Raw genomic sequence first — 13,454 nt, 5'->3', positions numbered from 1 at the left:
GGCGAAGGGGTCCAGGGAATTCCCTGGACCCCTTCGCCGTGTTCCGGGACCGGCGTCAGCCGATCGGCAGGCCCTTCGCCGGCAGCGTCTTCGCGGACGGCACGCCACCCTTCGTCAGAGAGTCCGTCGGCAGGCCCCCCTGCGCCGAACCGGCGGCCTCACCGACGAGCTGCCCGGCGGAGCCCGCCGCCTCACCGGCCGCCTTCTGCGCGACGGGCGTGGCCTTCTTGACCGTCTTGCCGCCGAGCTTGCCCGCGGCCGGCACCGCCTTCTTGACGGTCTTGCTGCCGGTGTCACCGGCGGTCTTGCTGACGTCCGTCGCCGCGCCGTCGACGGTGTTGCCGACGTTCGCCCCGTCCAGGGCGGTCAGGCCGCCGAGGTTCGGGTTGGCCGGCAGCTCGGGGGCCGCACTGGCGGAGCCGGCCGCACCGACCCCGGCAGCCGCTCCCGCAGCGACAATGAGCGCGGCACGGGCGATCCGACGGGTCAGGGGGAGGGACATGGTGCTCCTTCGACGGAGAGAACAGTGAGGTTCGTGAAGTGTCCGACCGGCTCCGGGAGTTGATCGACTGGCTGTGGACCGCCCCGGCTCGGACGCAGTGACTACCGCTCGAAGCCCGGGAAGGTTGCGGCGTCGCAACGTAAAGAGTTGGTAATGCGTCGCATTATCAGCTGCGGGCAAACGGGCAAAAAGGTCCCCGCCGGAAAGTCCGCCGAATCCTTCCGGCCCTGTACGCCCAAGGGTTTTCACGGATTACCGGGCAAGGGCGCGAAATCCTGCCCACACCGTCGCGGCTGAGCCGCGCGGGTAACCCCCAGGGGTGAGTTCCCGTACTCCTGCGCGATCCGGGCGCGATCTAGCGCATCGTGACAATACGGACGGCGTCCGCGTCCCGCTCCGCACCCGCGGTGCCCTTCGCCGTCGGGGCGCGCCACTCGCTGGCGGTGTTCCCGGCGACCCACTCGCGCCCGGCGTACGTCACGCGCGCGATGTGCAGCTCGGAGGCGTTGGCCACGGCCCAGTGCGCCAGCTGCCAGCCGCGCTGGTCCAGGCTCCGCCGCGTCGCGGAACTCGTGTCGGCGGTCACCGGCAGCGTCACCGTCCGCCCGCCGGACTCGCCCGTACCGCCCCTCGGGGACGGCGTCGGCGTGGCCGCCGAGGACCCGCCCACCTCGGCACCGACCGGCTGCAGCGCATCGCGCCCGAAGTCCCGCACGAGCGCCGTACGCACCCCGTCCGGGCCCGTCGCCCGGGTCGCGCCCGGGCGGCCCTCGCAGGTCAGCGTGGCCGCGGACTGGCCGGTGAGGGCGGCGGCGAGCAGCGCGGCGTCCGGCTCGTGCTTGGCGTAGGCCTGCGGGAAGCCGCTGCGCTGCACGCGCTGCGCGGCGACGGTGAGCGGCAGCCGTGTGTAGCCGGGCACCTTGACCAGGTGGTCGTAGAACTCACCGGCCGAGTACGTCGGGTCCAGGATCTCCTCCCGGGTGCCCCAGCCCTGCGAGGGCCGCTGCTGGAACAGGCCGAGCGAGTCCCGGTCGCCGTGGCTGATGTTGCGCAGGCTCGACTCCTGCAGCGCGGTCGCCAGCGCGATGGTCACGGCCCGCTCCGGCAGTCCGCGCCCGGTGCCGACGGCGGTGATCGTCGCCGCGTTCACGGCCTGCTCGGGCGAGAACGCGTACGACGCCCCGTCGCCCTTGCCCGAGACGACCTTGCAGCCCGGTTCGCCCGTGCCTCCGGTGATGTACTGCACGACGAGGTAACCGGCGACCGCGAGGAGGGTCACGAAGGCGGATCCGCATCGGAAGAGGCGGCCACGACGCTTGGGGGAGGACGGCTCTGGCACGCGGTACAAGGTACTGGAGAGTATGGATTCCCATGTGCCCGGTGGGGAGAGAGGGCACAGGGTCTGGCGCGTTAGGGTCGACGGCATGGCCGACACCTCGCTTGACCTCACGCTGGACGCCGCGGAGCTCACCGCCCGGCTCGTCGACTTCCGCTCCGAGAGCGGCACCGAGAAGCCCCTCGCGGACGCGATCGAGACCGCGCTGCGCGCGCTGCCCCATCTGACGGTCGACCGGTACGGCAACAACGTCGTGGCCCGTACGAACCTGGGCCGCCCGGAGCGGGTGATCCTGGCCGGCCACATCGACACCGTCCCGATCGCGGACAACGTCCCCTCCCGGCTCGACGAGGACGGCGTGCTGTGGGGCTGCGGCACCTGCGACATGAAGGCGGGCGTCGCGGTACAGCTGCGCATCGCGGCGACGGTCCCGACTCCCAACCGCGACCTGACCTTCGTCTTCTACGACAACGAGGAGGTCGCCGCGGAGCTGAACGGCCTCAAGCATGTCGCCGAGACGCACCCCGAGTGGCTGGAGGGCGACTTCGCGGTCCTCCTGGAGCCCTCGGACGGCCAGGTCGAGGGCGGCTGCCAGGGCACCCTGCGGGTGCTGCTGAAGACCACGGGCGAGCGGGCCCACTCGGCGCGCGGCTGGATGGGCTCCAACGCGATCCACGCGGCCGCCCCGATCCTCGCCCGCCTGGCCTCCTACGAGCCCCGTTGGCCGGTCATCGACGGCCTGGAGTACCGCGAGGGCCTGAACGCGGTGGGCATCGGCGGGGGAGTGGCCGGCAACGTGATCCCCGACGAGTGCGTCGTCACCGTCAATTTCCGGTACGCGCCCGACCGTACGCCCGAGGAGGCCATCGCCCACGTCCGGGAGGTCTTCGCGGACTGCGGCGTGGCGGAGTTCGAGGTCGTCGACCACAGCGGCGCGGCGATGCCGGGCCTGTCCCACCCGGCGGCGAAGGCGTTCATCGAGGCGGTGGGCGGCACCCCGATGCCGAAGTACGGCTGGACGGACGTCTCCCGCTTCTCGGCGCTCGGCGTCCCGGCGGTCAACTACGGCCCGGGCAACCCCCACTTGGCCCACAAGCGGGACGAGCGCGTGGAGACCGTCAAGATCCTCGCGGGCGAGGAGCGCCTGCGGAGCTGGCTGACGGCCTGATCCCGTCCGGGGCGCCCTCGTGTTTACGGCGCTTCATCGCGGACATGCTCACGTCCCTCGTTCGTAACCCGCGTAGATCTACGCTGAGGTGGAACGACAGGCACGACGGAGGGAGCGCACATGGCGACCGGCAACCCCGAGGGGAAGAAGCAGCCGCCGGAGGAGAAGCGCCTGGGCCCGGTCCTCCAGCGGCGGGACCAGGTGCAGGCCAGCACCACCGACCAGCGACTGCTGGACGAGCGGGCCCCCTCCGACTGGGTGCACACCGACCCCTGGCGCGTGCTGCGCATCCAGTCGGAGTTCATCGAGGGCTTCGGCACGCTCGCCGAACTCCCGCCCGCGATCAGCGTGTTCGGCTCGGCCCGGACGTCGGCGGAGTCACCCGAGTACGACGCGGGCGTCCGGCTGGGCCGGGGCCTGGTGGAGGCGGGCTTCGCGGTCATCACGGGCGGCGGCCCGGGCGCGATGGAGGCGGCCAACAAGGGCGCCCTGGAGGCCAAGGGCATCTCGGTCGGCCTGGGCATCGAACTGCCCTTCGAGCAGGGGCTGAACCCGTACGTCGACATCGGCCTCAACTTCCGCTACTTCTTCGTCCGGAAGATGATGTTCGTCAAGTACGCCCAGGGCTTCGTGGTCCTGCCCGGCGGCCTGGGCACCCTCGACGAACTCTTCGAGGCCCTCACCCTCGTCCAGACCCAGAAGGTCACCCGCTTCCCGATCGTCCTCTTCGGCAGCGAGTACTGGGGCGGCCTGGTCGACTGGCTCCGCGGCACGGTCATCGCCCAGGGCAAGGCAGCGGACAAGGACCTCCTCCTGTTCCACGTCACGGACGATGTGGACGAGGCGGTGGCCCTGGTGTCGAAGGAAGCGGGCCGCTAGCCGGACGGCTCAGGCCAGCCCACGCCGGGCAACGGCAGGCTCCCGATGCCCGGCGATGGACGCCACCATGTCCAGCACCTGCCGCGTCTCGGCGACCTCGTGCACCCGGTACACCTGCGCCCCCAGCCACGCGGACACGGCAGTCGTCGCCAGCGTCCCCACGACCCGCTCCTTGACGGGCCGGTCCAGCGTCTCTCCCACGAAGTCCTTGTTGGACAGCGACACCAGCACCGGCCACCCCGTGGCGACCATCTCGCCCAGCCGCCGGGTCGCCTCCAGACTGTGCCGCGTGTTCTTCCCGAAGTCGTGCCCGGGATCGATCAGCACCGACTCCCTCGGCACCCCCAGCGCCACCGCCCGCTCCGCCAGCCCGACGGTCACGTCCAGAATGTCGGCCACGACATCGTCGTACTGGATCCGATGCGGCCGCGTCCGCGGCTCCGCACGGCCCGCGTGCGTGCACACCAGCCCCACCCCGTACCGCGCGGCGACCTCGGCGAGCCCCGGATCGACACCGCCCCACGCGTCGTTCAGCAGATCGGCCCCGGCCTCGCACACGGCCTGGCCGACCTCGGCCCGCCAGGTGTCCACGCTGATGATCACGTCCGGGAACCGCCGCCGCACCTCGGCCACGAAGCCGACCGTCCGCCGGGCCTCCTCCTCGGCCGTGACCTCCTCGCCCGGCCCGGCCTTGACCCCGCCGATGTCGATGATCGCGGCTCCCTCGGCCACCGCCTGCTCCACGCGCGCGAGCGCAGGCTCGTCGAGGAAGGTCGCGCCCCGGTCGTAGAAGGAGTCCGGAGTCCGGTTCACGATCGCCATGATCACCGGCTCACGCGGCTCGAATTCCCGACTGCCCAGCCTGAGCATCTCCTGTGACCTTTCCTGGTACGTCCCCGTCTTCCGCCGCCTGCGACCCTAACTGTCAGACTCGCATGGCACGATCGGAGCCTGACAGCATCCGTCTCTTGAAGACTCCGAGACACCTGACCGTGGGGGCCCCGCGATGGTTATGTTCTTGTTCCTGGTCGTCGCGCTGGTCGTCGTGGTCGGCGCGGTGACCCTGGCCGTGCTGGGCGGCGGCGAGAACGGCCCGCTGCCCGAGGCCGCCCCCGAGCAGCTGCGGGACCCGCTGCCCCCGGACCGCCCGGTCGACCGCGCGGACGTGGAGGGCCTCCGCTTCCCGCTCGCCGTCCGCGGCTACCGCATGGGAGACGTGGACGACGCCCTCAGCCGCCTCGGCGCCGAGCTCGCCGAGCGCGACTCCCGCATCGCGGACCTGGAATCGGCCCTGGCGGGCGCCCGGGCCGCGGCCCCTCACGGCCCGGTGTCCCCGCAGCACCACGCGTCCGCGGAGAACCACGTGTCCATGGACAAGCCCGGTCCGCGACAGGAGGACCGGCCGTGAGCGACGGCGCCGCCCTCCCCGGCCCGGACGGCGCGCTGCGCTGCCCTTGGGCCCTGTCCGCCCCGGAGTACGTGACGTACCACGACGAGGAGTGGGGCCGCCCGGTCCACGGCGACGACGCCCTCTACGAACGCCTCAGCCTGGAGGCCTTCCAGTCCGGCCTGTCCTGGATCACGATCCTGCGCCGCCGCCCCGGCTTCCGTGCCGCCTTCGCCGACTTCAAGATCGCCTCGGTGGCCGCCTTCACCGACGAGGACCGTGAGCGGCTGCTGGCCGACGCCGGCATCATCCGCAACCGCGCCAAGATCGACGCGACGCTCGCCAACGCGCGCGTGCTGACCGAGTGGGCTCCGGGCGACCTGGACGAGCTGATCTGGTCCCACGCCCCCGAGCCGCGCACCCGCCCGGTCCCGAAGGCGCTCTCCGACGTCCCGGCGGTCACCCCCGAGTCGACGGCCCTGGCCAAGGCGCTGAAGAAGCGGGGGCTGCGTTTCATCGGCCCGACGACGGCGTATGCGCTGATGCAGGCCTGCGGACTGGTCGACGACCACCTGCGGGCCTGCGTCGCGCGTCGTGCCTGAGACGCCGTATCCGCAGGTCAGCGGCCCAGGTACTTCGGCTTCTCCTTGTTGACGAAGGCCTGCACCGCGATCGCGTGGTCCTCGGAGGACCCCGCCCGCGTCTGCAGCTCGTCCTCCTTCTCCAGGGTCTCCTCCAGGGAGTGCGTCAGCCCGTAGGCCACCGCCTCCTTGAGGGCCGCGAACGCCACCGTCGGACCCTCGGCCAGCGCCCGTGCCACCTTCTCGGCCTCCGCGCGCAGCTCGCCGGCGGGCACCAGGCGGTTGGCGATGCCGAGCTCGTACGCCTCCTGCGCGCTGATGCTCCTCGGGAAGAACAGCAGGTCGGCCGCCCGGCCGGGGCCGATCACCCGTGGCAGCGTCCACGAGATCCCCGAGTCGGCGGTCAGCGCCACCCCGGCGAACGAGGTGTTGAACGCGGCCGTGTCCGCGACGATCCGGTAGTCCGCCGCCAGGGCGAAGCCGAAGCCCGCCCCGGCCGCCACGCCGTTCACGGCGGCGACGACCGGCTTCGCCGCCTCGGCCAAGGCGCGCACGATCGGGTTGTAGTGCTCCCGCACCGTGTTCATGGTCTGCCGCGAACCGGTCTCCCGGTCCTGGACCAGCAGCCCGATGTGCTCCTTGAGGTCCTGCCCGACGCAGAACGCCCGGTCACCGGCGGCGGTCAGCAGCACCGCCCGCACGGCGGCGTCGTCCGCCGCGGACCGGACCGCCTCCCGCAGGGCGACCTTGGCCTCCACGTTCAGCGCGTTCATCGCCTCGGGGCGGTTCAGCGTGATCGTCGCGAGCCCGTCGCTCACCTCGTAGAGCACGGTGTCGGCCATGGCGTATCCCCTCCGTGTCGCCGCTTGGGGACCTACCGGCCGGTAGGTCCCGCGTCTGCAGGACAGCATGACGGAGATCGCCGACCGTTGACCGCACCGGACGTGTGACCTGCGTCAAAGAATTCTCACCCGTTTTCGTTCGGCGGATGTGTGTGCGGTGGCGGAGTATCGCAGCCACTTCGCCGAATTGAGTGGTTTTGCTCGCGTGCGTTGCCCAAGCGATGCCAACTGATGTTGGTCATCGGGTCCTGAGATGCGGGATAATGGCTTGGAAGCAATGTGTTCGATGCCGGTGTCGCGTGTCCTGCTCAGGGCCGCACGTGTGCCCTTCTCGGGGCCGACGGCTTTGACGATGAGCTGGGTTTCAGGAAGGGGAACGAGCATGGCGGCCATGAAGCCGCGGACGGGCGATGGCCCGCTCGAGGTGACCAAGGAGGGGCGGGGCATCGTCATGCGCGTTCCGCTCGAAGGCGGCGGTCGGCTCGTCGTCGAGCTGACCCCGGACGAGGCCGACGCGCTGGGCGATGCCCTCAAGAAGGTCGTCGGCTGAGGCGCAAGCGACCATACCCTTTCAGCTGCCCCGGCATCACGTGTGGTGCCGGGGCGGTTGTTTTCTCATCAACTTCCGCCTGCCCCGGCTGCCGCTTCGCTAACGTGCGATCCGGCTAGCGTTTCACCGCGCACAGCAGTCCGTCGCCCACCGGCAGCAGGGACGGCACCAGCTCCGGGCTCTCGCGCACGGTGCGCAGCAGCTCCCGCAGGCGCAGCACCTCAGTGGGCTGCGGCCCGGAGTCCACCGTCCGGCCGTTCGCGAAGGCGCCCTCGAAGACGACGAGCCCACCGGGGCGCAGCAGCCGCAACGATTCAGCGAGGTAGTCCATGACCTCGAGCCGGTCACCGTCGCAGAACACGAGGTCGTAGCCGGAGTCCGCGAGGCGGGGCAGCACGTCCAGGGCGCGGCCCGGGATGAAGCGGGCCCGGTTGCTGGCGAAGCCGGAGGCGCGGAAGGCCTGGCGGGCGAACTGCTGGTGCTCCGGCTCGGGATCCACGGTCGTGAGCACCCCGTCGGGCCGCATACCGTGCAGGAGATGGATCCCGGAGACACCGCAGCCGGTGCCGATCTCCGCGACGGCCTTCGCGTCGACGGAGGCGGCCAGCAGTCCCAGCGCGGAGCCCGTGCCGGGCGTCACCGAGCGCAGCCCCGCGTCACGGGCCCGGTCACGGGCCCAGCGCAGCGCGTCGTCCTCGGCGACATAGGCGTCGGCGAACGCCCAGCTCGTCTGCCGGTTGCCGGTAATGACCCTCTCCTGTCCCCGTGAATGCCTGGGCGTGACTGTATCCGTTGGGTGCGGGAACCCGCAGATGGGACCGGTCGTTTAAAGGGATGAGCGAGCGGCGCGGGCCGGGACGGGGAGCAGGCAGTGGACGAGGACGCCGAGCAAGTGTCGTCGCAGCAGTACGAGGCGTATCAGCCCAGATCAAATTCTCGTAAAACCGCTTATCCGGTCCTAACGGGCGAGGTGGCTATGGTAGGGGCTCCACTGGACACCACCAGAGCTGACAGGGGAGGTGCGGCTGCGCCTGCGGATCGCGGAGGAGTGTTCCGGCGCTTCCTCGGATCAGCGGGCAGGCCGACATCCGTGAACGACACTGCTGACCACAGCCACGCCGCTGACTTCGCCCAGACCGCGACCTTCTCCACCGACGCGGACGGGCAGGCGTGGACTCCGCCCACCTGGGAGGAGATCGTCAGCACGCACAGCGGCCGGGTCTACCGGCTCGCCTACCGCCTCACCGGCAACCAGCACGACGCCGAGGACCTCACGCAGGAGGTCTTCGTCCGTGTCTTCCGCTCCCTGTCGACCTACACGCCGGGCACCTTCGAGGGCTGGCTGCACCGCATCACCACGAACCTGTTCCTGGACATGGTCCGCCGCAAGCAGCGCATCCGCTTCGACGCGCTCGGCGAGGACGCGGCCGAGCGGCTGCCCAGCAAGGAGCCCACGCCGCAGCAGGTCTTCAACGACGCGCACTTCGACGCGGACGTCCAGCAGGCCCTCGACACCCTGGCCCCCGAGTTCCGCGCCGCCGTCGTCCTGTGCGACATCGAAGGACTGTCGTACGAGGAGATCGCCGCGACCCTCGGCGTCAAGCTCGGCACGGTCCGCTCGCGGATCCACCGTGGTCGCTCCCAGCTGCGCAAGGCCCTCGCGCACCGCTCCCCGGAGGCGCGTGCCGAGCGCCGCTCCTTCGTGCCCCGTGTTCCCGCACTGGGAGGAGGGGGCGCGAGCGCGTGAGCGGATCACGTCCTGAGTCCTCCGAGGGACACCTCGCAGAGCAGCACCTGGGAGACCGACTCTCCGCCCTGGTGGACGGAGAACTCGGTCATGACGCGCGTGAGCGCGTACTGGCGCATGTGGCCACCTGCCCGAAGTGCAAGGCGGAGGTGGACGCGCAGCGCCGGCTGAAGAACGTGTTCGCGGAAGCGGCCCCACCGCCTCCCTCGGAGAGTTTCCTGGCCCGCCTGCAGGGACTACCCGCGGGGGGCGACCCGGACGGTGACGGTATGCCCCCGGGTGGCGGAGGGCTGCCCGGCGGACTGTCCGGACGGTTCGGCTCGTCCGGGGCCTTCGGCGCGAAGCGCGGCGAGCGGTTCGAGTTCGGGTACGCCCCGTCCCGGCCGCACATCCCCGTGCTGCCGTCCGACGACCGAGGCATTCCTTCGGGCAGCCGGGGTTTCCGTATCCACGACGTCGGCCGGCACGAGACCGACAGGTCCTCCTCGCGGCTGCGGTTCGCGTTCGCGGCCGCCGGGGCCGTGTCCCTGGCCGCGATCGCCCTGGGCGGCGTCACCACCGGCACCCCTGGCGACACGGAAGCCCGCGGCGGCTCCGGCTCGGGAAGCAATGTGACGCCGATGCGTACGCAGGGGTCGGGCGCGACGACGTCGCCGGAATCCCAGCGGCGCCGGGGTGCGGCGCCGCTGCTCGGACAGGCGCACGGCCAGAGCATGGTCGGCCGGACCCCTGCCGCCCCGACCGAGGTGTCCGCACCGCTGCTGCCCGGGCTGCCGCCCGCCGCGCGGCACCACGCCGTGCACGCGCTGACCGCCCCGGTGGTGGCCGGTGCCGTGGCCATGTCCCCGTGGATACATCCGTTCGGGGTGGCCGCGCCGGCCGCCCTGACTTCGTGGTCCGCGATCCCCGAGAGCGCGGCGCCCCTGCTCGCCGTGCCCCTTCCGGACCCGGCCTCGTCCCCCTCTCCTCCCGCCTCCTCACGGACGGCCCGCTGACCGGCCTCTGCGCACCGGGCGGCGAACCTGATTGAATCCGGGGGTTGTCGCCCGCCGCCGAGCTGTGGCCGGGCGCCGATTCGACGAACCGCGGCCACCGCGTCGAGCCGTGCCGCGGCTGTGGGGAGAGCATGAACGAGGGGAAGCCCACGAAGGCGAAGTGGTGGAGCCGTCCACGGCCGCAGGACGCTCCGGGGGAGCCGGAGGGGCAGGGGGCGGCCCCGGTGGACTCCGCCGACACCGACGGCGACTTCGAGCTGGCGCGGCCCGCCGTGCGGCGGGACGATCCACCGGGGGCCGCGGGCGACTACGAGTTGAGGCGCCCCGAGGAGCCCGCTGAAGCCGCCGTGGAGCCCGCCGTAGCGGTCAGTGGTACGCCCAGGCCGCTGCACGATCCCGACCCGTACAGCACCCCGCCCTACGGCGAACCGGGCCCCTGGGCGCCCGCGCCGCCCGTCCAGCATCCGGCGGCTACGCCGACGCACGGCACGGCGATACCGAGCCAGTCGTCCATACCGGGCGCACCCGTCCCGCCGGCGGCCGTCGCACCGGCGGCGTCGGCCACCACTCCCGGCACCCCGGCACCGTCACCTGCCGCCCCCGCACCTGTGGCACCGGCTCCTGCACCTGAGGCCCCTGCCCCCGCTCCCGACCCCTGGCAGCGTTACGACCCCTGGGCGGCTCCCGCGGCCCCCGGGCCTCTCCAGCAGAACGGGGCCGGTGTGCCCAGCACGGAGCAGCGGCGCAAGCGGGGCAGGAAGGCGCTGGTGAGCGGTGCCGTGCTGCTGGCCGTCGTGTCCGGAGGGATCGGCGGCGCCGTAGGGACGCATCTGGAGCGGAACGGGGGCGTCGGGTCCGTCGAGCTGCCGCAGGCCGGGAAGGAGTCCGCGGGCCGGGACGCCGACAGCGTGGCCGGGATCGCCCAACGGACCCTGCCCAGCGTGGTCACCCTGCATGTGAGCGGCGGCGGAGAACAGGGCACCGGCACCGGCTTCGTGCTCGACGACCGCGGCCACATCCTCACCAACAACCACGTCGTGCGGCCCGCCGGGTCCGCCGGCGAGATCACCGTGACCTTCAACAGCGGGGAGACCGCCCAGGCCGAGCTGGTCGGCCGGGACAGCGGCTACGACCTCGCCGTCGTGAAGGTGAAGGGCGTACGCGGTCTCACCCCGCTGCCCCTCGGCAACTCGGACAACATGCAGGTCGGCGATCCGGTCGTGGCCATCGGCGCGCCCTTCGACCTGGCCGGCACCGTCACCTCCGGCATCATCAGCGCCAAGCAGCGGCCCATCACGGCGGGCGGCGAGAAGGGCGACGGCAGCGACGTGTCGTACGTCGACGCGCTCCAGACCGACGCGCCCATCAACCCCGGCAACTCCGGAGGGCCCCTGCTCGACTCCCGGGGCCGGGTCATCGGGATCAACTCGGCCATCCGCTCGGCGGACAGCGGCTCCGAACTGGAGGGCGGCCAGTCCGGCTCCATAGGCCTCGGCTTCGCGATACCGATCAACCAGGGCAAACGCGTGGCCGAGGAGCTGATCAACACCGGGAAGGCGACCCACCCGGTGATCGGCATCACCCTGGACATGGACTACACGGGCGACGGCGCCCGTGTCGCCGCCGAGGGCAGCGAGGGCGGAGACCCGGTCACCGCGGGCGGCCCGGGTGCCAAGGCCGGGATCAAGGCGGGCGACGTCATCACCACGGTCGACGGACAGCGGGTCCACTCCGGCGAGGAACTGATCGTCAAGACCCGGGCCCACCGCCCCGGCGACCGGCTGGAGCTGACGCTGGAGCGCGGCGGCAAGGAACGGACGGTCGCACTCGTCCTCGGCTCCTCCGGCGGCAGCTGAGACGTGATGTCCGGGACGTACAGGACCCAACAAGGCAAACAATTCGGAAAGCGCTCCCACTCCCCGCACTCGGAGGTCTCGGGACAGTACCGGTCGGACAGGATCGCCGGGTACCGTGGATCCGGCCCGGACCACGGCAAGACCCGCACCGACCACCGAGGGCCGACCACCGAGGGCCGAGGACATCGCAAGGAGCTTCAGGTGTTCAATGACATAGGACCACTCGAGCTGGTGACGCTCATCGTCCTCGCCGTGCTCGTCTTCGGTCCGGACAAGCTCCCCAAGGTCATCCAGGACGTGACCCGCACGATCCGGAAGATCCGCGAGTTCTCGGAGAGCGCCAAGCACGACATCCGTGAGGAACTCGGCCCGGAGTTCAAGGACTTCGAGTTCGAGGACCTCAACCCCAAGGCGTTCATCCGCAAGCAGCTGGACAACGAGGACCTCGGGCTCAAGGAGATCCGCAACGGCTTCGACCTGAAGAAGGAGATGGCCGAGGTCACCGACGCCGTCCACAGCCGTGACTCCGACTCGTCGTCCTCCGGCGCCGCCGGTGCCGCAGGTGCCGCAGGTTCGTCGGGGGGCCGTATCGACATGACGAAGAAGCCCGAGACGCCCGACCGGGACGACCGCCCGCCCTTCGACGCGGACGCCACCTGAGCGACGCGCGTGACGCGTTTCATACTCCGGTCGGGCTGTGTACGGCCTGAACCGGGCCCCCGTGCGGCCCACGCGCCGGGCGCTTTCCCTGCTGCTCGCAGCGGTGTGGCTATGCTGCCGAGTTGTTGTGCGGACCGGAAGAGTACGCCCGAAGGGGGGCGGGCCGTTCCGGTCCGACTAGAGCGAGGAGGCGTCCGGGCACATGGAGACGACGAGTCCAGGAGTCGCGCAGGCGCCGGCCGCGGAGGACGGACAACAGGTCCCCTCCGCCCGGCGAAACGTCGACGGTTACCTGCGCGCGCCCTTCCCGTGGTACGGCCTCGACGAGGCCTTCACGGGACCGCGCTGGCTGATGCAGGTCGGTACGACGGCCGACGGGGCCGTCGAACACGGGTCGATCGGGCACGGAGACGAACCCAGGGTCCGCAACGAGTTCGTCGCCGGGGGTGATCAGGAGGCCAAGGAGAAGTTCGCGGTCGTGGTCACCGTCGCGGCGCATCCCTCACGGCGCAGCGCGGACGGTACGGGGCTGCTGGAGGCCACGTCGGTGTCCTCCGCGGCGTGGCTCGCGGGTGTGGGGCTGCTGTCCTCCACATGGCCCGGGCAGATGGACCACTCCCTGCGGGACGACTGGCTGGAGCAGCAGACGGAGACGGCGTGGGTGCTGGCGGACGACCTCGACGGGGCCGACTGGTCGACGTTGTCGTTGCCGGTTGACGGTGTGCCGACGACGTTCCACTACCGGGAGTCGGAGTTCGGGTGGGTGCTGGCCGGGTCGACCTCGGCGGGTGTCCATGTCGGGGCGTACGGCAGGGGTATGAGTGCGTACGGCTTGGGGTTCGCCGTGGTGAAGGACATCGCCGATTACGCGTGATCAAAGGGGCGCCGGGTGTTTCGGCGCCCCCTCGCCGTAGGGCCGCAGGTCTTGTGGCGGCTGCGGGCTGTGAAAAG

Annotated in this window: 15 protein-coding genes; 10 read left to right on the top strand and 5 right to left on the bottom strand. The window is 71.6% G+C overall.

Annotation, left to right across the window (positions count from 1 at the left end):
* Positions 1–55: 55 nt before the first annotated feature.
* Positions 56–502: an ATP-binding protein gene (locus ACFT4A_RS39850; RefSeq protein ID WP_382840827.1), complete on the bottom strand. Its 447-nt coding sequence runs from the start codon at positions 500–502 to the stop codon at positions 56–58.
* A gap of 355 nt (positions 503–857) precedes the next feature.
* Positions 858–1,781, bottom strand: coding sequence for a heavy metal transporter (locus ACFT4A_RS39845; protein ID WP_382840824.1), 924 nt, complete (start codon positions 1,779–1,781; stop codon positions 858–860).
* A 145-nt stretch (positions 1,782–1,926) separates the two neighbouring features.
* On the opposite strand from ACFT4A_RS39845, the gene dapE reads away from it, so the two are divergent.
* Both dapE and ACFT4A_RS39835 read left to right on the top strand, forming a co-directional pair.
* Positions 1,927–3,006: a succinyl-diaminopimelate desuccinylase gene (gene dapE / locus ACFT4A_RS39840; RefSeq protein WP_382840822.1), complete on the top strand. Its 1,080-nt coding sequence runs from the start codon at positions 1,927–1,929 to the stop codon at positions 3,004–3,006.
* 120 nt (positions 3,007–3,126) lie between these two features.
* Positions 3,127–3,885: a TIGR00730 family Rossman fold protein gene (locus ACFT4A_RS39835; protein WP_382840819.1), complete on the top strand. Its 759-nt coding sequence runs from the start codon at positions 3,127–3,129 to the stop codon at positions 3,883–3,885.
* A 9-nt stretch (positions 3,886–3,894) separates the two neighbouring features.
* Here ACFT4A_RS39835 and folP read toward each other — a convergent pair whose 3' ends face one another.
* Positions 3,895–4,755, bottom strand: a complete 861-nt coding sequence (gene folP, locus ACFT4A_RS39830) for a dihydropteroate synthase (protein WP_382840817.1) — start codon at positions 4,753–4,755, stop codon at positions 3,895–3,897.
* A gap of 136 nt (positions 4,756–4,891) precedes the next feature.
* Between folP and ACFT4A_RS39825 the strand changes: the two genes are divergently transcribed.
* Both ACFT4A_RS39825 and ACFT4A_RS39820 read left to right on the top strand, forming a co-directional pair.
* Entirely contained in the window at positions 4,892–5,293 is a 402-nt protein-coding gene (locus ACFT4A_RS39825) for a DivIVA domain-containing protein (RefSeq protein ID WP_382840814.1), read from the top strand.
* Entirely contained in the window at positions 5,290–5,874 is a 585-nt protein-coding gene (locus ACFT4A_RS39820) for a DNA-3-methyladenine glycosylase I (protein ID WP_382840811.1), read from the top strand. Before ACFT4A_RS39825 ends, ACFT4A_RS39820 begins: the two co-directional genes overlap by 4 nt.
* A gap of 17 nt (positions 5,875–5,891) precedes the next feature.
* Here the strand turns inward: ACFT4A_RS39820 and ACFT4A_RS39815 are convergent, their stop codons facing one another.
* A complete protein-coding gene (locus ACFT4A_RS39815; RefSeq protein WP_382840809.1) occupies positions 5,892–6,695 on the bottom strand; it encodes an enoyl-CoA hydratase/isomerase family protein in 804 nt (267 codons plus the stop codon).
* Between the two features lie 382 nt (positions 6,696–7,077).
* On the opposite strand from ACFT4A_RS39815, the gene ACFT4A_RS39810 reads away from it, so the two are divergent.
* Positions 7,078–7,245, top strand: coding sequence for a DUF3117 domain-containing protein (locus ACFT4A_RS39810; protein WP_003966491.1), 168 nt, complete (start codon positions 7,078–7,080; stop codon positions 7,243–7,245).
* Between the two features lie 115 nt (positions 7,246–7,360).
* Here ACFT4A_RS39810 and ACFT4A_RS39805 read toward each other — a convergent pair whose 3' ends face one another.
* Positions 7,361–8,059 (bottom strand): O-methyltransferase, encoded by a 699-nt coding sequence (locus ACFT4A_RS39805; protein WP_382840832.1) that lies wholly within the window; start codon positions 8,057–8,059, stop codon positions 7,361–7,363.
* A gap of 162 nt (positions 8,060–8,221) precedes the next feature.
* Here ACFT4A_RS39805 and sigE point away from each other — a divergent pair, with 162 nt between their 5' ends.
* The 5 genes from sigE (at position 8,222) to ACFT4A_RS39780 (ending at position 13,377) form a co-directional block, all read left to right on the top strand.
* The gene (gene sigE, locus ACFT4A_RS39800) at positions 8,222–8,992 is read left to right on the top strand and encodes an RNA polymerase sigma factor SigE (RefSeq protein WP_382840806.1); all 771 of its coding nucleotides are present in this window, start codon (positions 8,222–8,224) and stop codon (positions 8,990–8,992) included.
* The gene (locus tag ACFT4A_RS39795; protein WP_382840804.1) at positions 8,989–9,987 is read left to right on the top strand and encodes an anti-sigma factor family protein; all 999 of its coding nucleotides are present in this window, start codon (positions 8,989–8,991) and stop codon (positions 9,985–9,987) included. The genes sigE and ACFT4A_RS39795 overlap by 4 nt, the downstream gene beginning before the upstream one ends.
* Positions 9,988–10,118: 131 nt before the next feature.
* A complete protein-coding gene (locus tag ACFT4A_RS39790) occupies positions 10,119–11,843 on the top strand; it encodes a S1C family serine protease (RefSeq protein WP_382840801.1) in 1,725 nt (574 codons plus the stop codon).
* 201 nt (positions 11,844–12,044) lie between these two features.
* Complete coding sequence (locus tag ACFT4A_RS39785; RefSeq protein ID WP_382840799.1) at positions 12,045–12,503, top strand: sec-independent translocase; 459 nt, start codon at positions 12,045–12,047, stop codon at positions 12,501–12,503.
* 202 nt (positions 12,504–12,705) lie between these two features.
* Positions 12,706–13,377 carry a hypothetical protein gene (locus tag ACFT4A_RS39780; RefSeq protein ID WP_382840796.1) on the top strand — a complete coding sequence of 224 codons (672 nt, stop codon included), beginning with the start codon at positions 12,706–12,708 and terminating at the stop codon, positions 13,375–13,377.
* Positions 13,378–13,454 lie beyond the last annotated feature (77 nt).

The sequence above is a fragment of the Streptomyces sp. NPDC057099 genome, from assembly GCF_042671245.1.
Lineage (GTDB): Bacteria > Actinomycetota > Actinomycetes > Streptomycetales > Streptomycetaceae > Streptomyces > Streptomyces purpurascens.
This window is presented reverse-complemented; position numbering and strand designations above follow the sequence as displayed.

Excerpts from the sequence above, each read along its gene's own strand:
- ACFT4A_RS39850 (WP_382840827.1), bottom strand. The coding sequence starts at position 502 with ATGTCCCTCCCCCTGACCCGTCGGATCGCCCGTGCCGCGCTCATTGTC.
- dapE (WP_382840822.1), top strand. The coding sequence starts at position 1,927 with ATGGCCGACACCTCGCTTGACCTCACGCTGGACGCCGCGGAGCTCACC.
- ACFT4A_RS39835 (WP_382840819.1), top strand. The coding sequence starts at position 3,127 with ATGGCGACCGGCAACCCCGAGGGGAAGAAGCAGCCGCCGGAGGAGAAG.
- folP (WP_382840817.1), bottom strand. The coding sequence starts at position 4,755 with ATGCTCAGGCTGGGCAGTCGGGAATTCGAGCCGCGTGAGCCGGTGATC.
- ACFT4A_RS39825 (WP_382840814.1), top strand. The coding sequence starts at position 4,892 with ATGGTTATGTTCTTGTTCCTGGTCGTCGCGCTGGTCGTCGTGGTCGGC.
- ACFT4A_RS39815 (WP_382840809.1), bottom strand. The coding sequence starts at position 6,695 with ATGGCCGACACCGTGCTCTACGAGGTGAGCGACGGGCTCGCGACGATC.
- ACFT4A_RS39810 (WP_003966491.1), top strand. The coding sequence starts at position 7,078 with ATGGCGGCCATGAAGCCGCGGACGGGCGATGGCCCGCTCGAGGTGACC.
- sigE (WP_382840806.1), top strand. The coding sequence starts at position 8,222 with ATGGTAGGGGCTCCACTGGACACCACCAGAGCTGACAGGGGAGGTGCG.
- ACFT4A_RS39790 (WP_382840801.1), top strand. The coding sequence starts at position 10,119 with ATGAACGAGGGGAAGCCCACGAAGGCGAAGTGGTGGAGCCGTCCACGG.
- ACFT4A_RS39780 (WP_382840796.1), top strand. The coding sequence starts at position 12,706 with ATGGAGACGACGAGTCCAGGAGTCGCGCAGGCGCCGGCCGCGGAGGAC.